Source organism: Maribacter sp. X9, assembly GCF_048537565.1.
Lineage (GTDB): Bacteria > Bacteroidota > Bacteroidia > Flavobacteriales > Flavobacteriaceae > Maribacter.
This window is the reverse complement of sequence record NZ_CP183215.1, coordinates 120,986-143,193: the sequence shown is the minus strand read 5'-3', so window position 1 is coordinate 143,193 and position 22,208 is coordinate 120,986. Positions and strand designations below refer to the sequence as shown.

Sequence of the window (22,208 nt, the reverse complement as noted above, 5' to 3'; positions counted from 1 at the left end):
CTATTCTGATCTTCATGAAATTTGAGATGCGGGGTTTGTTAGGGGAAGTATTTATTTGGTTCTTTTGGCTGATCGCCTATTTTGAGGGTCAATTGGTTGACTCAAAATTGAATCAGGCATCTGCAGCTTTTTTGTTTAAATACATGCTATATCCTGTGAGGACATTACACTCCGCTCAAAAGTCCTATATTAATTCGAGGAATTAAAAAATAAGTATTTGGGCAATTTTAAGTTATGTAGTTTTATTTTTGAAAGACTTATTTCAAAAATCTTATGAGGCTCATTAACAAAATCACCTTTTCCATTTTTTTTATTACGAGTACGCTAACAGCCCAGCAAATTGATTTCACCAATCTAAAGAACCTCAATATACGTAACGTAGGTCCGGCGAATATGAGCGGACGTATTACCGCTATCGATGTGGTGACCGAAAATCCGAATATTATGTTCGTGGGGGCGGCTTCGGGCGGAGTCTGGAAATCGGAGAATGGAGGTTCTGCGTGGCAGCCGGTTTTTGATGAACAGCCGACCCAAAATATCGGTTCGGTGACCATTCAACAGCGTAATCCCCAGGTGATTTGGGTAGGAACTGGGGAGGGGAACCCAAGAAATTCCATGAATTTGGGCATGGGTATTTTTAAAAGTACCGATGGGGGAGCTACCTGGAAACACATGGGCTTGGAAGCGACCAAGACCATTCATAGGATAGTCATAGACCCTAATGATCCGAATGTCGTTTATGTTGGGGCTATGGGGGACCCGTTTACGCCAAATCAAGATAGAGGGCTTTATAAAACCATGGATGGGGGAGCGCACTGGGAAAAAATACTATATGCGAACACAACTTCCGGTATTGCCGATTTGGTGATGGACCCTACGAATCCAAATCGATTATTCGCGGCCTTGTATGACCATAGGCGCACTCCCTACTATTTCACATCGGGGGGTGAAGGATCTGGGCTTTACGTAACTGCCGATGCCGGAAAAACATGGACGAAAATCGGAAAAGAGGAAGGACTTCCCGAAGGTAACCTAGGGCGTATCGGTATCGCCATCGCGCCATCGGACCCAAAACGGATGTACGCTAAAATAGAGGCCAAAAAGAACGCGATTTACCGCAGTGATGATGGGGGCTCCAGTTGGGAAATGATCAACGACAATCCCAAATTCGCCAATAACCGTCCGTTTTATTTTCAGGAGTTGGCCGTGGATACCGAGGACGCCGATCGGGTCTATAACATCTATCAACCCTTATCCGTCAGTTATGACGGTGCAGCTACCTTCGATACGATACCCATGATTCCTGCGGATGAAACCAAGGGGATCCATGCCGATTTCCATGCGTTTTGGGTGAACCCCAAGGATGCCAAGCATTTTATTATTGGCGGCGATGGCGGTCTAGGCATCACCCATGACCATGGTAAAAGTTGGTATTTCCCCGAAACCATTCCCGTGGCGCAATTGTACCATGTGAGTGTGGACAATGATACTCCATATAATGTCTATGCGGGCATGCAGGACAATGGCAATTGGTCCGGCCCGGCCTATACCTGGAAACGCGGTGGCATACGAACCTTGTATTGGCAGTATTTGGTGGGCGGTGATGGATTCGATATTTCCCCCGATTTGGATAATTCCCGTTTTGGATATGGTTCTTCGCAGAATGGAAACCTCTATCGCTACGATAAAGTAACGGGGTATTATGTGAACATCATTCCGCCGGCCCCAAATTTGAAAACGCCCCTTCGCTTTAATTGGAATGCCGGTTTTGCTAGAAATCCCTTCGACGCGAATTCGGCTTATTACGGGTCCCAATTTGTGCATGTGACGAATAATAAAGGAGCCAGTTGGAAAATCATTTCTCCCGATTTGACCACCAATAATCCAGCCCATCAACAAGGGGATTACGGCGGACTCACCTTGGATGTTTCTGGAGCGGAGCGCTACAATTCCATTTTAACCATTGCCCCCAGTGCATTGAACGAAGCAGTAATTTGGGTAGGGACCGATGACGGTCAGGTGCAATTGACCACCGATGGTGGGGCACACTGGGACAATTTGACCGCAAATGTTGCGGGTATGCCCAAGGAGGGTTGGGTCGCACAAATAGAAGCGTCGAGATATGATGCCGCTACCGCTTGGCTAGTGGTCAACAACTACAGAAAGGGCGATTATGAGCCTTACCTTTTCAAAACCGATGATTTTGGTAAAACTTGGAAGCGTTTGGTAACGGGTGACACGGTAAAAGGATATGCCTTAAGTATCATTCAAGACCCTGTAGAACCGAATCTGGTATTTTTGGGAACCGAAAACGGATTGTGGATAAGTATTGATGAAGGCAACAGTTGGACCCAATTCAAAAACGGTTTCCCGTCCGTCTCTACGATGGACCTTAAAATCCAAGAGCCGGAATCTTCTTTGATAGTGGGCACGTTTGGAAGGGCCATTTGGGTGTTGGACGATTTATTGTCACTCCGTGAAATTGCTGGAAACCGATTGAAGTCAGGATTGACCGCATTACCCATGAACGACGCCGTACAGGTAAAGGGACTGTTCATCAATCCACCGGGCAATATTTGGACGGGTTTCCATACGACCTTTGAAGGGGAAAACAAGGTGTTTCAAAAAACAAAAATTCCGTTCTATATTTCGCAAGATTCATCCGCAGATAGCATCGTAAAAGCGGAGGTTTACGATAGTGAGCACCGACTGATCAATACCTTGGAAACTAAAGAACTTCAAAAAGGCCTCAATTATTTGGTCTGGAAACTGGATGAAAAATCGAGTTCCTTCGAAGGAGGGTGGTCCGATGATTTTTCGAGGGATATCTCCGTTATGCCCGGAGAATATACTATCGTACTGCAACAGGGTTCCTCAAGGGACACCACGAAAGTGAAGGTCATCCCGGATCCCCGATTCGATTTGGACCCCAAGGTGGACACTGCCTTATACGCCTATCGAAAGGCAGCGGATGCACAGGTAGCGATTTTATCGGAAACCTTGAAAACCATTGACGGAAAAATAAAACAGGTCGATAAAGTATGGAAAGAGTTGGAAGATGGTTCCACTCAAACCCATAAATCGGCGGTGAAAAAGACAAGGGGAATGAAGCAGGCCTTAAAGGAATTGAGGGCCGAAGGACAAATTCCAAAACCGGAAAGACAGGTAGGGGCATGGCAATCCTTTGAAACTTCCCCCTATTCCAAAATCCAGGAGGCCCTCAGTATTGCGGCGGCACAAACAACGGTTCCCTCACCCCAAAACCAGGAAACGCTTGAACAGGCTACTGCGTTGATTGCCGAGTTTTCCAAATCGGTCAGAAAATTTATGGATACCAATTGGAAAGCCTTTGCATCCGAAATGCAAAAGTCCGGTTTCATCATGAAGTAGGAATAACTTAAAATCAGATTATCCTAGAATAGCCTCTGCCTCGATTTCGACCAGATATCCTTCGCCCACCAATTTGGCCTCGACCAAGGTATTCGCCGGATTGATGCCTTTAAAACGTTCGCCGTGGGCTCGGGCTACAGGTTCCCAATCTGACAATTGGTTGACGAAAATACGGGTGCGGACCACATCGGCCAACGAACCTCCAAATGAGGTGATGACACCTTCAATCTTATCGATGATAAAATGGGCCTGCGCTGCCGGATCCTTGCCACCGATCATTTGGCTACTGTGGGTGGCCGTGGTACCCGATACGTGTATGGTATTCCCGATTTTTACGGCCCTGCAGTAACCGGCATAGTCTTCCCATTCCGTTCCGCTGAAAATTTGTTCTCTATTTTTTCTAGTTTTTACGGGGGTAAAGGCTTTGGGAATGGTTTCCAAATGGTCGCTTAAATCTCCGGAGGCGGTTAAAAAAGGAGGTTTTCGGTATTCGTCGCCACAATCTCCAGGTATCTGTTTTAAATCGGCCTGGGCATTCTTAATGGCTTCGATATCTTCAGCATCCAAGTGTAGGTCGAGCATTTTTCGATTGTCCTGAATATGTTCGCTTTCACCTAATCGGGCACCAACGATTACGGCCGCCACCGCTGGATTTTCCAAAATAAATCTACTGGCGATATTGGCAATGGAGGCCTCGTGTTTATCGGCAATCTTCCGTACGGTTTGCAATACATGTTGATAGGGTTCCCATCCGCCGGCTTCATCAATGAACCGTTTGTATTTCATCTGCGACCAAGTCGTCAATTCTTCATAGGAAGGTTCGGTTTTTTCTAACCATCTATCGGTCAAAAATCCACCGGCCAAGGTTCCAAAAGTCAAAAGTTTTACATTGTATTCCTCACAAACCACTGCCATATTGCCCAAGGCACGCTGGTCTATCAAGGAGTGACAAATTTGGTTGCTCACCAAAGGAATACCGCTGGCCAGGGCGATACGTAAATGGGCGGCATCAAAATTGGTAACCCCCAAATGCTTGATGAGTCCCTCTTCCTGTAGCTCCTTTAGATAGAATAGTCCGTCCAACCAACTGGCATCAGGATAGTACCACGCATGAAATTGCAATAGGTCTAGGGACGGTTGTTGCATGCGGTCCAGAGCGGTCTGTATGGCTCCACGAACGTCTTCCCTACTTATTTTCCCCGGTTTGGGCACCCATTTGGTAAAGAGTTGCACTTTGTTTTGGTCCTCAAGACTATTTTTAAAAGTACCGGCAATGATTTCGCTGGAGCCATAATGGTCCGCCATGTCGAAGGAGCTTAGACCAGCCTCCACATACGGGGACATATATTTGGCCGTAGCGACGGGGTCTAGGGTGTTGCCTTCGCGTTCCATATCGGCGATTTGCCATAATCCGGTGACGACTCGGGATATTTCTAATCCTGGTGCCAATTCAATTCTTGTGCCCATATATTATTCTTCTGGAAGTTCTAAAAATCGTTCTTTTATGTGCTGTTCGTTTTTCTTCAATCGTCTCCAATTGTAGCCAAAAATCATACTGGCCACCCCCATGACGATCAACCAGATAGGGGTGGAGTGAAAATACCAAGCGCTCGTTTGGGCCGTGATGTCTTTGTAAGTATGGATGCCTAAAAAAGCGGTTAGGGTAAGGATGCCAAGCCACCCTATGGTTAATTGTACTGTTCTGTTTTTAAGGACCGATATACGTTTCGCCACTGTTGGATTCACTTTGGTAATCGCTACCAGAGTAATGCACATCAACAGAAAATTGACCATCATGGAGGTGACCATGATATCGATGCCCAAGAAGAAATCCCCGGCAAAGTGTGATCCCAGGACACCGATACTGGCCATGCTGCCCGCTACCAGTAACGCGATATGGGGGGTGTTGTTTTTCGGATGGATGCGCGAAATGGATGTTGGAAAGATACCATCCTTCGCCCAGGCGAACATTAATCGGGAAACGGACAATAGCATGGCGGGCAAATCATTGATCAGGGCGATGGCCGCTCCTGCCAAAATAGCGATTCCCAAGGGGGAAGGTAGTACGTAACTTAAAAGTCCGGGAGCGGAAATGTCTTTCACCATGGCCTCTTCCGCGACATAACTCCAAGGTACGATATGGTATACCGAGGCCGCAAATAAAAAGTAAAAGCAGCCCACCCCAAGAATGGCCAAAAGAATGGCCGTAGGTAAGGTTTTGGTCGGGTTTTTAGCTTCGCCACCCGCTTGGGCAATGGAATCAAAACCAATAAAACTTGAAAACAGGAGGGCTGCCGCCGATAGGAATATCCGCCAGTCAAAATCGATATTCGGTGTAGGGTCAAATGTGCGTCCGGTTTTTTCGTGTAATCCGGTTAAAAAATCGGTGGAATCATAGAGCAATCCCGCTGCAATGACGATTCCGCCCAAGGCGAACATCAGGAACATCATGGGGAGCAATATGCGTTCATAGGATTTTATCCCTCGGATATTGATGCCCACAAAGAACCAGATCAACATGAGCGCAAGACTGACCCGTACCCAGCCGATTTCAAGGCCCTTCGAAATTTCTTCCCAACCTAAACTTAAGGTGACATCACGGATAAAAGGAACGGTTACATAAGCGATGACCCCAATGACTATCGATAGTCCGAACCATTGCGAAAAGCTGGCCACAAATCCCAAATACGGATTAAGACCCCTGCTGGCATATATATAGCTACCGCCTGCCCGTGGCATCGCCGATGCCAAGATGCCATAGGCCAAGGCGGCAAATAGGGCCGGGATGGCCGCAAAGGCAAAGGCAGGAAGTACATACGGACCAATACCGGGCACGTTGCGCTGAATCATAAAAGGCACCACGTTGATGGAAGCGCCCAGCATGGAACAGACGCCAGTGGCGGTCAGGGCAAGCAGCCCCATTTGTCGGGCTAGTCTTTTAGGTTTCGGGTTGGTCATTTCAGGGGTGTTGCCGTTCCACTATTCTTGGCCCAAATAGGATTCTACCCCGGTCATTTCCCATCGCCCTAAAGAAATAGGGATATTACCGACGGAATTTAACTTGTCGAAAAATTCACGCATTTCAAAAGCTTCGTTTTTCGTCTCCTTCATGCGGGCATATTCTGCCAAGGTATTTTCCAACAGGTACTTTCCGGTAATATAACTGGTTCCATACCCCGGTTGTCTTAGATACAGTTGTTGCTCAAAAAGCAGGAGTTCCTTTTCGGTCTTCATCCAGCCCCTTGGGGTATAGTTAGAATGAATACTACCGGCTTCCTCCATGGTCATGATATTGGCGTGGGCATAAAGCGAACCTAGGCCCCGTGCGGCACGTTGGGCGATCATGATGTAGACTATTTCCCGCGACCGAGGCGAATCATCGTAAAGTCCGGCATCCATGAACATTTCTTCCACGGCAGTGGCGGTGCCTTCGTTTCGGGAATCGAAGATGTTGTACAATAACGGACCTTTTCGGATTTCACGGGAGTTTGGTTCCGTATCCATACGGGCCAATTCAAACCAATGGTAAAAATGGGAATACAAGGGGCGTTGGTCGTAATGTGCGGTTATCCAGAAAAAGTTTCGTTTGTCCTTGGGGACAAAGGCGCCCAAATGGGCGTTCAGGGCAGGTTCAAAATAGTCCTTTACGGTCACCATTTCCTGTTCATCAAGAAAGCGCAATAAACTTTTTGCGGATGCTTTAGCCCGAGTGTCATATTCTTCCGGGGAACTGGCGTCGGTCATTTCGGGAAGATTTCTATTTCGATGCTCCTCTAGTTTTAGGGAGGCCCAAGCGCGGGTCAATTCCCGTTTTAACAGCATGACTTCATCTTCCCAGGTCAATGGGACCAAATGTACGTTTTGAAGATACCAGGTATAATTTTCTTTCCCGATACCGGACGGGCCTGTTTTGGAGGGGGCTTCCGTTTCTAGCCATTTCACCAAATCATTCGTGGAGGAAATGGCTTTATCTAGGGACGATACTACTTTTTTGTCCTTGGCCACCCCCGGAAGGTTTTTCATGTTTTCCAAGTTTTTACTTTGGGTTTGAACATCGCGAATACCGGCAATCCAAAGGTCTTTGGCGTTTCCGGTAAGGTTGGTTTTCGCCTGTTCGTTTAAGGACGGAATTACCGCCAATGCTGAGAGCATTTTTTTTCGGCTATCGGAATCCAACGGAAAATTATAGGTCCACACGTCTAAAACAGCATGGTGGGTGGGCCCTTCATGTGCGGGTACGTCACTTCGGTCCGTCCAAATGGTGGTGTAAAACGCCGGGTCCCGTTCCCAAGGTTTCAGGATGCGTTGGTTGAAATCGTAACCGTTCATTTCCGCATTCACGATTCGCCAATCTACCTGTTGGGGAATAGGCCATGCCGTGGTATCGATAGTATGTAATTTTTCTTGTAAAGCTTTAAATGCGGGTTCTCGTTTTTGGAAGGTCTCCTTGGTGTAATCGGGAGCTCCGTTCAGTAATGGCGGATGCTCAAAAGCTCTCCATTCCTTAAAAAGGGCAACTAAATTTTCGTAAGACGAGTTTTCGCTTTGCGATATCGATGGTATAGGGGAAGCGATAAAAAGGATAAATAACAGATAAAAAGAAATGTTGTTTTTCATTTATGTTCGGTTGGTATTGGTATGCAAATTAATCATCATGGGCCAATGTGCCATGATTTTCTTTGGTTTGTTCGAATAAAATAAGAAATAGTATTTTTTGGACTCTTAATACCAACAAATAGCTGTAATGGTAAAGAGTATATATAATGGAAAAAAACATATAAAATTAGGTCTTTTAACAAAGTGATCTCAGGAAGATTCGAACTTCCGAACGCCTGCTTAGAAGGTGACTTTTATTAAGATAAATCATCTTATATTGATTATAAAATGTTGGAATTAAATGGTTTAATTGATTATGGTGTAATTTGACTCTATTTTAATCCAGGTTAAAACTAGGCATATTTTTATATTATCGTTAAGTTGAAACTGAAATAATAGGGTAAGGACTAGGTCAATTTTAAACGTCGCAAGCATTCAAAAAAGAATGTAGTATTATATCTAATAGCTTTGTGGCTTTATCATAAAAAATATAGAATTTTAAGACTGCTCTATTCTCATTCTGTTGAAGAATGGAATGAGAAAAATAAAATATTCAAAAAATCAGTTTTGTCTAACAAAGGCCAAGATTGTAAATAAAGTAAATCAGAGTTAAACACAGAGTTGTATTTGTTAAAATCAATAATATATAAGCTTGATAAGACAATTGATGAAATCAAGGTAGGTTGCCTGATTGAAAATATATAGGAAGTTTGGTTTAATAGGTTGAAATACAGTCCATAAAATAATTTTTCTCTCGGAATAACTTTGTCAGATTGAGGTGGATTATTGATTGACTGTAAATTGAAATTATGGGGTACACCACTTCTGATTTGGAATAATTTCCTTTCCCCATTACTTTGTAACCATCTCGCGCCCTTCCTGATCAAATACATTTAAAGAGCTATGTCACCAGCACTCGCTTTTGATCTTAAATAATTTTTTTCAATATTGGCAAGCTTGTTGAGGCATTTAGATGAAACAATAAATAGGTATGGTTCATGATCAAAAAACTACGTTTTTTCAGGAGTAAAGCGCCCAGTTGCAGCCCTTTGGTTGAATTGGACGAAATCTATTCCAAAGCTATATGCCAATTACCTATTACTACTCGAAGGGAGTACTGTCAGCGATTGATCAAAAGAATCAAATTTGAACTAAAAACCGCTAGCTGTAGACAAAAGAAGAACAGCATGAAGCAGATAATCAAATCGGCAACATTGGAAATTTCAAAGTTGGAGCCAAAAGCTAAAAGTTAATTTTGAAATATGGAGTAACTCAATGGTAAAGTCCCTTTTGACTAAATAGTAATGTTAACCCCAAAAACAAACTGACGAAAACCACCCCCAAATATACCCGAAGTAGCACGGTTCAATCGTGAAGCCCTATAAATTTTATTGGTGATATTTTTACCGTTGATGAAAGCGTTCATGTGAACATTATCACCAATACTAAAGTCATAGTTCACAAAAGCATCAAACGTATGGTAGCTTGGCAGTTTGCCTATAGCGCCATCTGCAGATTCGTTGCTGAAATTATGAAATTCAGTAAATTGACTACTCACAAAATTACCGCTCACTCCTAGCGACAATTTTTTGTAATCGTAATTCAATCCAATATTTGTAGTGCTCCTTGGGGTATAGGGAGCCTCTGCATCAACTAGTCCCTGCTTACCAAATTGGATGACACTTTTGGTGATATTTTGGAAAGTGGATGGTTCAATGGTCTGGTCCGTTAACAAAGTTTCACCGCCTACACCGTCTGAAACATATACTTCATAGGCTGCTCTATTCGCATTGACCGTATTGATATATTCGTTTTGGGTGGCCGAACTGTGGATTACCTGTGAAAAAAGGTCTTTATCCACTAATTTGCCGGCCAATACTTTTGAACGCATGAGATTAAGATTGCCTACAAGTCTAAGTTGATGTTGGTTTTTGTTCAATAGTTCAACACCCAAAGCCACTTCAAAGCCCTGTACATTTATTTTTCCCAATTCCTGAAAGACTTCATTTCGTCCGCCGGCGTAGTAATTACGGCTGGTGTTATTAAAGTACGTAAGTTGGCCATCTAGGCGATTATCGAATGCATTTCCGCGCCATCCAATTTCTCTGTTCCAACTCAATTCTGGGTCTATATTGATGCTTTGCCCCGCAAGTGGATTGGTAACGATACCATTTTGTTCTACTAAAAATCCGAAAACTTTAGAGGGGGCGGTCATTCCTTCATAAATACTTCCGTAGAATTCCCCATAGTTTGTTTGATAATCCAACGTAATTCCGGGTAGGAATTGGGTATACACGTTTGGTTCCCGACCTTCTTCAGTACTATTGATATTAGGATCTTGAGCCAAGGCTCTTAAATCTTGGCGGTACATATCTACATGTTCAAAGCGGAGAATCGGCGTAATCCCCCATTTCCCAATATTGAATTCGTTACGTAAAAATCCGTTAGCAGACCAAAGTCGATACCATAGATCCGTGGTGGCACGACCACTTCTTGCCCAGCGGCTACTGTCGGCAACCAGAAAACGGTCTTTGAAAGTTTCTCGGTGCAGATTAAAACTAGCTTCTAAATGCTGTGCTTTTTTAAAAGCTTTCCATTCGTAGTCCATGGTTTCTTTCACTCCTGATACAGTATAGGTCCAACGGCTGTCCGTAGTGCTTTCCCTACCATTGTTGTTAACTCTACCGACGATTACATAATCTTCTTCCCCAAAGGTTCGTCGGTTCAAATAGCTGTATCGGTCGTTAAAAATGGCATCGCCAACATAATTTTTCACTTCGGAGGCTTTTATTTTGGCGGTAGTCTGTCGCCACCAATCACGTTCAAAGTCACTTGCATATACTTTTGAAGTAAAGCTCAATTTTTTTGAGGGCAACCATTTGTGGATAATATCCAACCCGTACCTTCTCATGGTAAACTGGTCTGCATCTAAAGGGTTTTGAGTAGGGTCCGTATCAAACGTAAAGGGGGTTTGTGAGCTTAGAGAGGCTTGATTGTCTTCCGATTGACCGCTAACTTTAAAATAAAGCGATTGGTTATCGGAGAGTTTGGCAAAAACTTTAGCGTTCAAGTTCAACACTTCGACGGAGGAATTATCGGTAAACCCATCAAATTTTTTATACACGCCTTCTACCAATGCCCCAAGATTGTTCCAGGTGCCACCATATGAAATCAAACCTGTTCTGTAATTGCGTTGTCCTCCGATCAATTTCACTCTCAACTCAGGCTTCTGAGGTGGTAAAGCGGTAATATAGTTAATGGCGCCATACATATTGTTCGGGCCATAACGCAGCATATCCGCTCCTTTATATACTTCTATGGCGGTAATGCGGTCGCTTACCGGATTGTAGTAGGCGCCTGGGGCAATATAAGGTGCTGGAGCTGAAGGTGTGCCGTCTTCCATGAGCAACACTTTTTTGGAACGTCTGCCCCATGAACCCCTGATACTGATGTTAGGACGGTTTGATAACCCCATATCCCCAACGATATTTACCCCTGGAACGGTTTTAAGCACTTCTTCGGTGCTCAGAGGATTACTATTTTTAAGTGTAATTGGAGTAATGCGAAAGTTACTTCCTTTGAATTCATCTTTAAAACTTTTTGGGGAGGCACTCACAATGACTTCATCTAAAGTCGTATTGCCCAATCGGAGTGCAATTGTGCCAAGGTCTGGATTTTGTGTGTTAATGGTAATTTCTTTTTTTTCATAGCCCAAAAAGTTGACTGTTCCAGAATAAGTGCCAGACTTTAAATTAATCGAAAAGCGGCCATTTCTATCCGTTACAGCACCACCTCCATTATCCAGTACAATTTGTGCACCCATAAGCGGTTCGTTATTTCCTTCTTCAATAACGTTACCTGTTACCGTAATTTGGGCAACTACTTGTAGTTGAATAAAAAGTAATGCAAAAAATAATAATGGGGTCCTTTTTCTTAATTCCATAGTGGGCACTTAATTTTTTAAAATACTGAATACGGTTTCTAATAGTAATAATATCCTTCTCTAAATAATTTTATAAGAATTCGGAGTATATCTAATTGGCTCCGTCCAATTTGGCGAGATCAATGGTAAACTTGGCGACTTCCCTGCCTTGATCCGTCCCTATGGTTGCGTCAAATGTCCAGTGAATTCCACCATATACCCTTGAAATAGCCGCTTCCTCGGCCCAACCCCGAACTAAACTTGCTTTTTCCGGAAATATATACGCCAGAACTTCTGATGCCGCTGCAGAGAAAACACTATGGCCAGACGTATAGCTCGGAAAATTTGGCGTACCGGCTATGGTCTTAAAACCTTTTATCATCTGTATGGGTCTGGGATAGTGGTAATAGTATTTTGCATCCCAACAGCTGATTCCGGCGTCCATGATGGCCATGTTCATATAGGCCATTGTTCTGGCTGACCGTAATGGGTTCATTTTGTATTCTACCATAAACTCATTCGCAAAACGGTTCCAATGTCCGGGAGGAGTATAGGTCCCCAATCCATCCTGCCAAAAATTGGCGATGGCTCGGTATTCTTCATTCATGTTGTCCGCGTAATTTTTTAAAATTTCGACGTCTTTTTGGAATTCTTCCGAATCTAAGCCTGGCGGTGGAATGGGACGTACATCTTCGACATTGGCAACATTCCACATTCTAACTTTTCCGAATAAAGGTGTAAGGCCTACGGGGCGTACGGGAATTTCGAGGTTATCCCATTGCCAGCCGAATCGTTCAAAGGCTGCAGCCTTTATAGAATCAGAAACGGCTTTAGGTGTTTGTGCATTTTTCATACCATCGGTCGCCGCCCTTGCCAAGGCTATTTCTGAGATTTCGTCGCCTATGGTAGAACCTGCGGCAATATCACTGGGAACATTTCCTCCGGAAAGTAAAAGACTTGCTAAATGTTCGTCCTCCATTTTTTGTAAATAGTCCTTCTCCAAAGGAAACATGGCTGAAAGTATGTTGCTGGACACTCTAGCCAAAACAGCACCGTCAGATGGGTACGAAGGGATATCGTTTGGTTCATATGCATAGGTGATAGAACCATCTTGTTGGTATGGGGCAGCTCTATTATACGAATATTTATAATGCCATGCGGTAATCAATCCGTCGAACTGCGCTACTGAAAGATAGGCCAATGCCCTTGAGGCATATGGCGGATGTGCAAAAGGAAAACCGGGCGGTCCTTCAGGGTTACTTGGGTTAGGAAGCGTATACGTGCCGTCATCATTTGGACCTGGAATCAGGTTATATTTAGCAATAAGTTCCAGAGCTATTTCATTCCATCTCACCACGGCATTATTACCCCAGTAGGTCAAGGCTTTTTTTTGTGAGGAGTTTATTTCTTTCATGGACGCTTTTAATGCCGAAATTTCAGCCTGATAGCTTTGTGATGAGATGTCTTCCGGTGCTTCTATGTTTATAGCAGCACCCTCATCGATTAAAATGGGTTTCCAAGCACCACCATTTTCATCGGCACTTGAGTAGGCATAGTCCTTATATTCGAGAAAGGTGGGAAGATCCTTTTCGCACGAAACGAATGCAACCAAGCCACAAATAAAAATAAATGGTATAACTAGTTTATTGCGCATCTTCTTTGTTGTTAGTGTTCTTGATAAAATTGAATTGATAGGTCAAACCTAATCCTACATTACTGATCTTCGCTGTATTTAATCCGTTTACCACATTGCTGTAATAAGCTACCACACCGAGACCTTTAAGATTGGGAGCGTAATATTGGACAGCGACCCCAAGTCTATCAAATTGTACCTTGTTCGTAGGTTGGGCCGCGTTGTAAGTCCTAATATTGTCACCGCTGGTCGATTTTAGACCCGTATAATTCAGTTCGAACTTTAATGAATTGTTCATGATCCATTTACCGAGAACCGCCTCAAAGTTCCATGCATTCGGCACGTCCATAATCGAGGTGTAATAACTGCCGCCATTATAATAATAATCCCGTTCGGCTTCGGTATAGCCTCGCCATAAATGGGCTGCCATACCCCGAACATAGAAACCATTGTTCAGTTGGTATTGGGCAATGCCCCGAAGTGAAAATTCCTGAGCTCCAAAGCCCAAGCTGTAGGGCATATAATCTGACAAATAATTGGTGGCCGGCGTTGAATAGCCTGCTGTGGTGAAAAGGGACAATTGCCCGGAGCCCATCGATTTTTCATAGGCTTTATATTTTATGGCAAACAGTAGATCTTGAAAACCTTTGGCGCCTTCAAACCTGCCCCCATTGGGTTCGGACGATTTTGTCTTAACGTATGGTAATCCAATATAAAAATTGAGATTATCAAAAATTCCTACAGCGGCCATCGGTAATATTGTAGTTCGGTTTACAGTTGCAATGGTCTCGTTTCTCCGTAATTCATCACCTTCCCAATACCGGTCAAAATGACCAGAATCGTAACTTAAAAGAATACATATATTCTTGGATGGCATCATTAGGGCATCGGTAGGAGTCTGTCCACGTGCGAAGACAATCGTAAATAGTAATAAAATCAGGATATTTAAATCCCTCTGAGTTTCTCGTCCGTAACGGAAGAATAAAAGTAGTGGTCCGGTCATTTTAGGAATTGGTTTTTGGTCGATTGTTTAATGAAAATGACCGACCAAAGTTGGCCGGTCATTTCATTATTATTTTGATGGTATTCAACCATCATCAGTACTAACTCAACTTGAAAACGAAATTAAAGACATTTCGAGCACCTAAGAATTAATGAAAAATCAAAAAGATTAATGAAAGGTTAAATACCTTAACCAAACAATAAAAGTTAGACGAAAAACTTAGTATCAGTTGTATGGCTTTAGGAACTAGCTCAATGTAACTTAGATGGTGCGGAATTTATATATGAATATAGAATACGTTTTTCATGAATATCATTAATAGAAAGCAATTGCACACACGAACTTGAGAAAACAATTAAAAGAAGGCTACAATTCTTTAGACAAATATTCAGGAAGTATTGATATAAACAATTTATAATGGACGAGTTTCATTGGTGGTACATTCCTGTTTTTATTGTTGTGTGGTTCATAGGCAATTGGCTTAATGAGAAGATTAGGAATAATTACAAAAAATAAAGATCTTAATTTTTATCAATGTCAAGTATTAAGCTCTTCTTTAAATTCACAATAATTTATGAGTTTATTAGTTTAGTTGTATATTAATTATCGGTAACTTTAATTAGTTTTATTAGTCATTAAACTCGATATTTGCTTATTATTTGTTTACTACTTAAGTAATAACTTAATTATCGTTATGTTTGTGATTGAACCAATAAAAGAAGTTAGCATTGTAGTCAATGTATATCGGCTATTGGTCAATGGAAAAAAACCTATTGATGAATTTATACAGAAATATAAAGATGATTCTCAATATAAAACCAAATTGGACAAATTCAAAGTATTCTTTTATATATAGGAAAAAATGAAGAATCTAAGATACCAGGAAGTAAGTTCAAAGCATTGAGGAGAAACAAGAAAGACAAATATATCGACTATGAAATCAAAACAAAAGATCTTAGAGTATATTTATTTTTGGACAAAGCAAAAGGTAAAATAGTAACCTTAGGAGGCTTAAAAAAAACTCAAAAGAAAGACATCGAAAAAATGCGGAAATGGAAGAAAGCATACTTTGAACAATCAAGTTAGCTTCCATAAATACTCACCTATTTGCTCATTTTAAGTACAGTCAAAATTAATTAAACCATCACACCATGCTCACGAACAAGGAATTAATCAGTAATACAGGATATTGGTTAGATCAAATACAGAATGAAATATTCAATGAATTAAAAATTTATATGGATGAAAATCATTTAAATCAAAAGGGATTAGCTGAAGAATTGGGTTACTCACAAAGCTATATCTCACAAGTTTTAAATGGAAATTTCAACCATAGTCTTGGCAAATTAATTGACCTTTCTTTGGCCATAAATAAGGTACCTAAAATTAGTTTTGAAAAAATTGAAGATGAATTGGAAAGACTTAATGGTATCAATCAAACTAAAACCATTGATATGTTCAATTATTCAATGACAGTTGAAACAGATACTATATTCAATAAATGTTATGACAATGTCTAAACCAAAAGAGTATAATTTAAGGTTATCTAAAATTAACGTTTTAGATTACAGTTATAATGAAAAGCATATTTCAAATAAAAGTTTTGACGAAATAATCAAAAATCTTCTAATTGATACAAAAACTACTGTGGATATAAATGAAGAACTTAAAGTTATTATTATAAAACTTAAAATTGAGTTTAGATTAAAAGATGTGCTTGAAGTTTTTTTTGAAATTTTAGTTGAAACTACTTTTGATTTATCACCATTTGAAGAAATAGTCAAAAGAGATGATGCTGGAAATATTATAATTACTGATGATTCCATAACGAATACTTTACTAGGGTTATCATTTTCGACATCAAGAGGAATTGTTTTTGAAAGATTGAGAGGTAGTATATTACAGGGGGTAGTCTTACCTGTCATAGATCCCAAGATGCTATTAAGTAATCACTAAAATTAAGAGCTTACCATACAGCCACCGTACATTTTAAAAAACAAAAAAGACTTAAAAAGCTAAAATATAGCTAATTAAGTCTTTATTAAGTGATCGCAGGAGGATTCGAACCTCCGACCGTCTGCTTAGAAGGCAGATGCTCTATCCAGCTGAGCTATGCGACCGACACCATTTTTTCAAATGTGGGTGCAAACTTAGTGAAATTTCTACATTGGTAAAACCAAAAAGTGATTAAAATGCGATTATTTAAGGCTTCCTAAGAATTGGGCCTACGGCCGGCCTTCATATTGGTCAAAGTTTTCCCAGAGTTGGTCTAAAACTTTGTAGAAGGTTTCAAATTCCTCCTCCGTAATTCCTTGAGTACTGGCCTTCCGAAGATCCGTTATAAAGGGCATAACCGTTTTCATGAGCTCCCTGCCTTCGTCCGTCATCACCAATTTGAATCGCTTTTGATCATCACGGAACCTCGATTTTTTTAAAAGTCCTTTTTTGCACAGGCCACTAATAACCCTTGAGGTCGTAGCGCGATTCCTGAAATTCGATTTGGCAATATCGGCTTGGGAAGCATCCTTACCTTCAAGGTGTACCCGCTGTAAAATGACCCATTGTTCAATGGTGAGGTCGATATTATTCTCGGCGAATACCTGTAAAAAAGTGCTCTGTACCTTTTTTAGGGTACGGTCTATATATACCCCAAATCCTTCTGTCCTGTCCATAATCTATGTGGTTGTTCTTTCAAAAGTAAAGGAGTTTACCGTTAAAATTGTTGTTAATGCAACAAAATTAAAAAAAAGTTGTAATTTTACTACCTACGAAAAGGTCAAAAAACAGGTTTATGCAATTAGGTTTTAAACAATATATTTTAGAAGATAGTACCTATAAAGGGGGTAGCAAGAAAATTGTAATGCCAGATGGGGTAGAGGTGCATAAACTTTCTTCTAACGAAAATCCGTTAGGCTATTCTCCTAAAGTAAAGCAAGCCTTGGAGAATACGTTGAACGACTTGAGCTTATATCCAGATAATACAGATATACGTTTAAGGCAGGCTTTGGTGAAAGACTTTGAAGGGGTTTTGGCGGCCGATAATTTTATATCTGCCAATAGCGGCTCTGAAATCATCGACATGATTTCCAGGGCTTTTTTAAGTGAGCACGATGAGATCATTGTCAGTCAGCCGTGCTTCTTGCCCTATACCGCTTTTACCCGATGGATGGGGGCAAAGGCCATTAATGTGCCCATGACGCCAGAGTTCAACTATAACCTTCCGGGAATCCTTGATGCCATTACCGATAAGACCAAACTGATTTTTCTGGCCTCTCCCAATAATCCGTCCGGGAACTATATTCCTAAAAAGGAGTTGCGGCAATTTATCGACCAATTACCGGAGCATGTGGTTTTGGTATTGGATGAGGTGTATCGGCATTTTGCCGAAGCTGAGGATTATACATCGGCCTTACCCTTTGTGGTGGAAGACAAGAACGTCATCGGCATCAACAGTTTTTCAAAAACCTATGGTCTGGCAGGCCTGCGAGTAGGGTATTGCTATGCCCCGGTGGCCATCAGTAGCTACATCCGTAAAATATGCAAACCGTTCCTGCTTTCTTCCTTGGCCTTGGAAGGTGCCATAGCCGCATTGAAGGATACCGATTTTGTCCAGAAAACGGTCGATTTGGTAAAGACCGAACGCAAATTCGTGCTGGATGCGCTCGATGCCATGCAGATTACCTATTGGCCCACCCAAGGAAATTTTGTGATGATAGACCCACCGGTTCCGGATACGGAATTCGTCAGCTTTTTAGAGCAAAGGGGAATCATGGTCCGACCCGTAGGAAACTTTGGCGCTCCGGGCAAGGTGCGTATTTCCTTTGGAACGCGCGAAGCCAACAAAGCCTTGATCGCCGCCATGGAGCTTTTATTGAAATCGGAAACCCTTAAAGCCTAACTTTTTTTAATGCACATGTTGCGTCAACAACAATACTAAAAATTTAAAATTAAAATTTATGTCAACTTCAACAGCAGTATCGAACACAAAAGCAAGCACCAAAGACTTCATGCCGATCAATGGTACCGATTATTTGGAATTGTATGTGAGTAACTCCAAGCAGGCGGCACATTATTACAAAACTGCCTTCGGATTTAAATCCTTGGCCTATAAAGGTCTGGAGACCGGGAGTAGGGATTTGGAATCCTATGTGGTCGTTCAGGACAAGATCCGATTGGTATTGACTTCCCCTTTAAAAAGTGGTACCAAGGTAGGAAAGCATATCGACAAACATGGCGATGGGGTCAAAGTGACCGCGCTTTGGGTTGATGATGCTACCTATGCCTATGAAGAGGCCATGAAAAGAGGGGCTAAAAGTTATATGAAACCTCAGGTAGAGGAAGACGACCATGGTAAAGTGGTACGCTCTGGGATACATACTTACGGAGAAGTGGTACATATTTTTGTGGAGCGCAAGGAGTATGAGGGTACGTTCCTGCCAGGGTACCGCGCTTGGGAATCTGATTACCAGCCTGCACCTACCGGATTGAAATTCGTAGATCATATGGTGGGGAACGTCAACGAAGGACAGATGAACTATTGGGTGGATTTCTATGAAAAGGTGATGGGCTTTACCCAAATTATGTCTTTTGACGATAAGGATATTTCAACGGAATTTACCGCCTTAATGAGTAAGGTGATGAGTAACGGGAACGGCCGTATCAAATTCCCGATCAACGAACCTGCTGCCGGACTTAAGAAATCCCAAGTGGATGAGTATTTGGAATTTTACGAAGGGGAAGGCGTACAGCACATCGCCGTAGCCACCGATGATATTGTAAAGACCGTGTCCGATTTAAAGAGTAGGGGCGTTGAGTTTTTAAATGTACCCACCACCTATTATGATGTCTTGACCGAAAGAGTGGGAGAAATCGACGAGGATATCGCATCGCTACGTAAGCTTGGCATCTTGGTGGATCGCGATGATGAAGGGTATTTGCTTCAGATTTTCACCAAGACCGTTCAGGCAAGACCTACCATGTTCTTTGAAATCATCCAACGAAAAGGGGCTACCTCTTTTGGAAAGGGAAATTTCAAAGCCTTATTCGAAGCTATCGAGCGTGAGCAGGAATTGAGAGGGACTTTATAAGGCCAACAATTTTTTGGAACCAATAAGAATAGCGTAATTTTAAAGGAAGCATTGTTTAACTCGTAAAACGAACGTTTATGCCCATTTATCACAGACAAGGAGAAATACCCCCTAAGCGGCACACGCAGTTTAGGAAACCCAACGGCGAACTGTATTCAGAACAGTTGTTCGGCACCATCGGTTTTGATGGCATGTCCTCTTTATTATATCACCACAACAGGCCCACGATGGTCAAGGAGATCTTAAAGAGTACGGATGTTTCTCCAAAAATCGCCTTGGATAAAAACATACGTTCGTTAAAATTGGTCAGTTTCAATGCGCCACCCAAAGATGATTTTTTGGAGGCCCGTGAACCCTTATTGGTCAATAGCGATGTACATATCGGGGTGGCAGCACCCCGTAAATCGCTCACGGCTTATTTTTACAAGAATACCGATGCGGATGAAGTGCTCTTTATCCATAAGGGGACCGGTACCTTAAGGACGATTTTTGGACAGATTCCGTTCGAGTACGGGGACTATCTGATCATTCCCCGAGGGACTATCTATCAAATCGATTTTGATACGGAGGATAACCGGATATTTTATGCTGAGTCTTTTTCACCCATCTATACGCCGAAGCGTTATCGAAACTGGTTCGGACAGTTATTGGAACATTCCCCATTCTGTGAGCGCGATTATAAACTTCCACAGGATTTGGAAACCTTTACCGATACCGACGAACATTTGATGAAAGTGAAAAAGCAAGGGGTAATCCATGACATGGTGTATGTTGGCCATCCGTTTGATGTCGTAGGGTGGGACGGCTATAATTTTCCATACGGATTTTCAATCCATAATTTTGAACCCATTACCGGTCGTATCCATCAACCGCCACCCGTACATCAGACCTTCGAGACCAATGCCTTTGTGATCTGTTCCTTCGTGCCTCGTTTGTACGATTACCATCCAAAGTCTATTCCTGCACCCTATAATCATTCCAACATCGATTCTGATGAGGTGTTGTACTATGTGGATGGGGATTTTATGAGCCGTAATGGGGTGCAACCGGGTAATATTTCCCTGCATCCGGCAGGTATTCCACACGGTCCGCACCCAGGGGCTACCGAGCGAAGTATCGGTCAAAAAGGTTCTGAGGAATTAGCGGTGATGATCGATACGTTTAAACCGTTAATGGTGACTGAAAATGCCCTGAAATTGGACGATGGGGATTACTATCAATCCTGGCTGGAAAAGAAATAGCTGTTGATTTTTAAGCGTTTTACCTTTCACCCGGAGCACAGTGGCAGGGAATAATTTAAAAGCAAAGAAAAGTTCGTGAAAAAACTAGAGACATGGGTAACGGTACCCGATACTTCCGATTTTTCCATCTATAATCTGCCCTTCGGCATTTTTTCCGTGAAGGAAGGAGCGCCAAAAGCGGGTATTGCCATTGGCGAGCAGATTGTGGATTTGGCCGCTTTGGCGGATTTGGGTCTGTTGGAAGTCAGTGGCGTTTATTTTAGGCAAAGTACCCTGAACGACTTTATCGGCCTAGGCAAGGAGATTACCAATAAAGTCCGGTTGGATGTGCAACAATTGCTGATTTTGGAAAATTCACCCTTAAAAAATCACCCTAAAGTTTTCGTGCCACAGCAGGATGCCAAAATGCACCTCCCAGTACATATCGGCGATTATACGGATTTCTATTCCAGCATCGAACATGCCACCAATGTGGGCAAAATGTTCCGGGATGCGAACAATGCCCTGTTGCCCAATTGGAAACACCTTCCCGTGGGGTATCATGGTAGGGCTTCGTCCATCGTAGTAAGCGGAACTGACGTTCGTAGACCGATGGGACAGATACTGCCTAAGGACCAAATCGAGCCTGTTTTTCAAGCTTCCGGGCGATTGGATTTTGAATTGGAAATGGGATTCATCGTCGGGAAACGTAAACGATTGGGGGAACGTATTTCCACCAAAAATGCGGCAGAACATATTTTTGGAATGGTACTGTTCAATGACTGGTCTGCCCGCGATATCCAAAAATGGGAATATGTGCCTTTAGGTCCGTTTTTAGGAAAAAGTTTTGCCTCGTCCATGTCGCCCTGGGTGGTCACCATGGAAGCCTTGGAACCTTTTAGGGTTTCCGGCCCGGAACAGGACCCCAAGGTGTTGCCCTATTTGGAGTTTGAGGGGGAGTACAATTTCGATATTCAATTACAGGTGGGGATTCAGCCCAAAGGTACTACCGAGAAAGTGGTAAGTACCTCCAATTTCAAGTTCATGTATTGGAACATGCTGCAGCAGTTGGCACATCATACGGTGAACGGCTGCAATGTGAACGTGGGCGATGTCATGGCCTCGGGAACGATATCGGGTAAGGATGCCTCTTCCTATGGCTCTATGCTGGAGATTTCTTGGGGTGGCAAGAAATCGGTTCAAATGAATGATGGCAGTGAGCGCAGGTTTCTTGAGGACCATGATACGGTCATCATGCGTGGGCATGCCGAAAAGGAAGGTATACGCATTGGCTTCGGGGAAGTTAAGGGTACCATCCTGCCTAGTACATAATTAAAGAAAACTTCAAAAAATATTA

General features: G+C 42.5%; 15 protein-coding genes and 1 tRNA gene. 8 read left to right on the top strand and 8 right to left on the bottom strand.

The features are described from left to right. Positions 1-273 precede the first annotated feature (273 nt). Entirely contained in the window at positions 274-3,390 is a 3,117-nt protein-coding gene (locus ACNR9Q_RS00580) for a VPS10 domain-containing protein (protein ID WP_419212637.1), read from the top strand. An 18-nt stretch (positions 3,391-3,408) separates the two neighbouring features. On the opposite strand, the gene ACNR9Q_RS00575 is transcribed toward ACNR9Q_RS00580, so the two are convergent. The 3 genes from ACNR9Q_RS00575 to ACNR9Q_RS00565 are packed head-to-tail and all read right to left on the bottom strand — an operon-like array spanning position 3,409 to position 8,007. Further along, entirely contained in the window at positions 3,409-4,857 is a 1,449-nt protein-coding gene (locus tag ACNR9Q_RS00575; RefSeq protein ID WP_419212636.1) for an aldo/keto reductase, read from the bottom strand. A 3-nt stretch (positions 4,858-4,860) separates the two neighbouring features. Continuing rightward, positions 4,861-6,348, bottom strand: a complete 1,488-nt coding sequence (locus ACNR9Q_RS00570; RefSeq protein ID WP_419212635.1) for an APC family permease — start codon at positions 6,346-6,348, stop codon at positions 4,861-4,863. Between the two features lie 21 nt (positions 6,349-6,369). Beyond that, a complete protein-coding gene (locus ACNR9Q_RS00565; protein ID WP_419212634.1) occupies positions 6,370-8,007 on the bottom strand; it encodes a hypothetical protein in 1,638 nt (545 codons plus the stop codon). A 977-nt stretch (positions 8,008-8,984) separates the two neighbouring features. On the opposite strand from ACNR9Q_RS00565, the gene ACNR9Q_RS00560 reads away from it, so the two are divergent. Further along, positions 8,985-9,239: a hypothetical protein gene (locus ACNR9Q_RS00560; RefSeq protein WP_419212633.1), complete on the top strand. Its 255-nt coding sequence runs from the start codon at positions 8,985-8,987 to the stop codon at positions 9,237-9,239. 41 nt (positions 9,240-9,280) lie between these two features. On the opposite strand, the gene ACNR9Q_RS00555 is transcribed toward ACNR9Q_RS00560, so the two are convergent. The 3 genes from ACNR9Q_RS00555 to ACNR9Q_RS00545 form a co-directional block, all read right to left on the bottom strand. Continuing rightward, positions 9,281-11,929 (bottom strand): carboxypeptidase-like regulatory domain-containing protein, encoded by a 2,649-nt coding sequence (locus tag ACNR9Q_RS00555; protein ID WP_419212632.1) that lies wholly within the window; start codon positions 11,927-11,929, stop codon positions 9,281-9,283. A gap of 91 nt (positions 11,930-12,020) precedes the next feature. Further along, positions 12,021-13,562, bottom strand: coding sequence for a phosphatase PAP2 family protein (locus tag ACNR9Q_RS00550; protein ID WP_419212631.1), 1,542 nt, complete (start codon positions 13,560-13,562; stop codon positions 12,021-12,023). Continuing rightward, positions 13,552-14,544 (bottom strand): transporter, encoded by a 993-nt coding sequence (locus tag ACNR9Q_RS00545; RefSeq protein WP_419212630.1) that lies wholly within the window; start codon positions 14,542-14,544, stop codon positions 13,552-13,554. The genes ACNR9Q_RS00550 and ACNR9Q_RS00545 overlap by 11 nt, the downstream gene beginning before the upstream one ends. Positions 14,545-15,695: 1,151 nt before the next feature. On the opposite strand from ACNR9Q_RS00545, the gene ACNR9Q_RS00540 reads away from it, so the two are divergent. Next, the gene (locus tag ACNR9Q_RS00540) at positions 15,696-16,064 is read left to right on the top strand and encodes a helix-turn-helix domain-containing protein (RefSeq protein ID WP_419212629.1); all 369 of its coding nucleotides are present in this window, start codon (positions 15,696-15,698) and stop codon (positions 16,062-16,064) included. Then, entirely contained in the window at positions 16,057-16,500 is a 444-nt protein-coding gene (locus tag ACNR9Q_RS00535; RefSeq protein WP_419212628.1) for a hypothetical protein, read from the top strand. Before ACNR9Q_RS00540 ends, ACNR9Q_RS00535 begins: the two co-directional genes overlap by 8 nt. A 90-nt stretch (positions 16,501-16,590) precedes the next feature. On the opposite strand, the gene ACNR9Q_RS00530 is transcribed toward ACNR9Q_RS00535, so the two are convergent. Both ACNR9Q_RS00530 and ACNR9Q_RS00525 read right to left on the bottom strand, forming a co-directional pair. Then, positions 16,591-16,664: transfer RNA gene (locus tag ACNR9Q_RS00530), tRNA-Arg, on the bottom strand. Between the two features lie 105 nt (positions 16,665-16,769). Beyond that, positions 16,770-17,216 (bottom strand): MarR family winged helix-turn-helix transcriptional regulator, encoded by a 447-nt coding sequence (locus ACNR9Q_RS00525; protein WP_419212627.1) that lies wholly within the window; start codon positions 17,214-17,216, stop codon positions 16,770-16,772. 119 nt (positions 17,217-17,335) lie between these two features. On the opposite strand from ACNR9Q_RS00525, the gene hisC reads away from it, so the two are divergent. From hisC to fahA, 4 genes are all read left to right on the top strand, one after another. Next, positions 17,336-18,442 (top strand): histidinol-phosphate transaminase, encoded by a 1,107-nt coding sequence (gene hisC / locus ACNR9Q_RS00520; RefSeq protein ID WP_419212626.1) that lies wholly within the window; start codon positions 17,336-17,338, stop codon positions 18,440-18,442. A gap of 58 nt (positions 18,443-18,500) precedes the next feature. Beyond that, the gene (gene hppD / locus ACNR9Q_RS00515) at positions 18,501-19,631 is read left to right on the top strand and encodes a 4-hydroxyphenylpyruvate dioxygenase (protein WP_419212625.1); all 1,131 of its coding nucleotides are present in this window, start codon (positions 18,501-18,503) and stop codon (positions 19,629-19,631) included. Positions 19,632-19,708: 77 nt separating this feature from the next. Then, a complete protein-coding gene (locus tag ACNR9Q_RS00510; protein WP_419212624.1) occupies positions 19,709-20,872 on the top strand; it encodes a homogentisate 1,2-dioxygenase in 1,164 nt (387 codons plus the stop codon). A gap of 75 nt (positions 20,873-20,947) precedes the next feature. Continuing rightward, positions 20,948-22,183 carry a fumarylacetoacetase gene (gene fahA / locus ACNR9Q_RS00505; RefSeq protein WP_419212623.1) on the top strand — a complete coding sequence of 412 codons (1,236 nt, stop codon included), beginning with the start codon at positions 20,948-20,950 and terminating at the stop codon, positions 22,181-22,183. Positions 22,184-22,208 lie beyond the last annotated feature (25 nt).

Bases quoted from the DNA above. Each gene is read 5' to 3' on its own strand.
- ACNR9Q_RS00580 (WP_419212637.1), top strand. From the start codon at position 274: ATGAGGCTCATTAACAAAATCACCTTTTCCATTTTTTTTATTACGAGT.
- ACNR9Q_RS00575 (WP_419212636.1), bottom strand. From the start codon at position 4,857: ATGGGCACAAGAATTGAATTGGCACCAGGATTAGAAATATCCCGAGTC.
- ACNR9Q_RS00570 (WP_419212635.1), bottom strand. From the start codon at position 6,348: ATGACCAACCCGAAACCTAAAAGACTAGCCCGACAAATGGGGCTGCTT.
- ACNR9Q_RS00565 (WP_419212634.1), bottom strand. From the start codon at position 8,007: ATGAAAAACAACATTTCTTTTTATCTGTTATTTATCCTTTTTATCGCT.
- ACNR9Q_RS00560 (WP_419212633.1), top strand. From the start codon at position 8,985: ATGATCAAAAAACTACGTTTTTTCAGGAGTAAAGCGCCCAGTTGCAGC.
- ACNR9Q_RS00555 (WP_419212632.1), bottom strand. From the start codon at position 11,929: ATGGAATTAAGAAAAAGGACCCCATTATTATTTTTTGCATTACTTTTT.
- ACNR9Q_RS00550 (WP_419212631.1), bottom strand. From the start codon at position 13,562: ATGCGCAATAAACTAGTTATACCATTTATTTTTATTTGTGGCTTGGTT.
- ACNR9Q_RS00545 (WP_419212630.1), bottom strand. From the start codon at position 14,544: ATGACCGGACCACTACTTTTATTCTTCCGTTACGGACGAGAAACTCAG.
- ACNR9Q_RS00540 (WP_419212629.1), top strand. From the start codon at position 15,696: ATGCTCACGAACAAGGAATTAATCAGTAATACAGGATATTGGTTAGAT.
- ACNR9Q_RS00535 (WP_419212628.1), top strand. From the start codon at position 16,057: ATGTCTAAACCAAAAGAGTATAATTTAAGGTTATCTAAAATTAACGTT.
- ACNR9Q_RS00525 (WP_419212627.1), bottom strand. From the start codon at position 17,216: ATGGACAGGACAGAAGGATTTGGGGTATATATAGACCGTACCCTAAAA.
- hisC (WP_419212626.1), top strand. From the start codon at position 17,336: ATGCAATTAGGTTTTAAACAATATATTTTAGAAGATAGTACCTATAAA.
- hppD (WP_419212625.1), top strand. From the start codon at position 18,501: ATGTCAACTTCAACAGCAGTATCGAACACAAAAGCAAGCACCAAAGAC.
- ACNR9Q_RS00510 (WP_419212624.1), top strand. From the start codon at position 19,709: ATGCCCATTTATCACAGACAAGGAGAAATACCCCCTAAGCGGCACACG.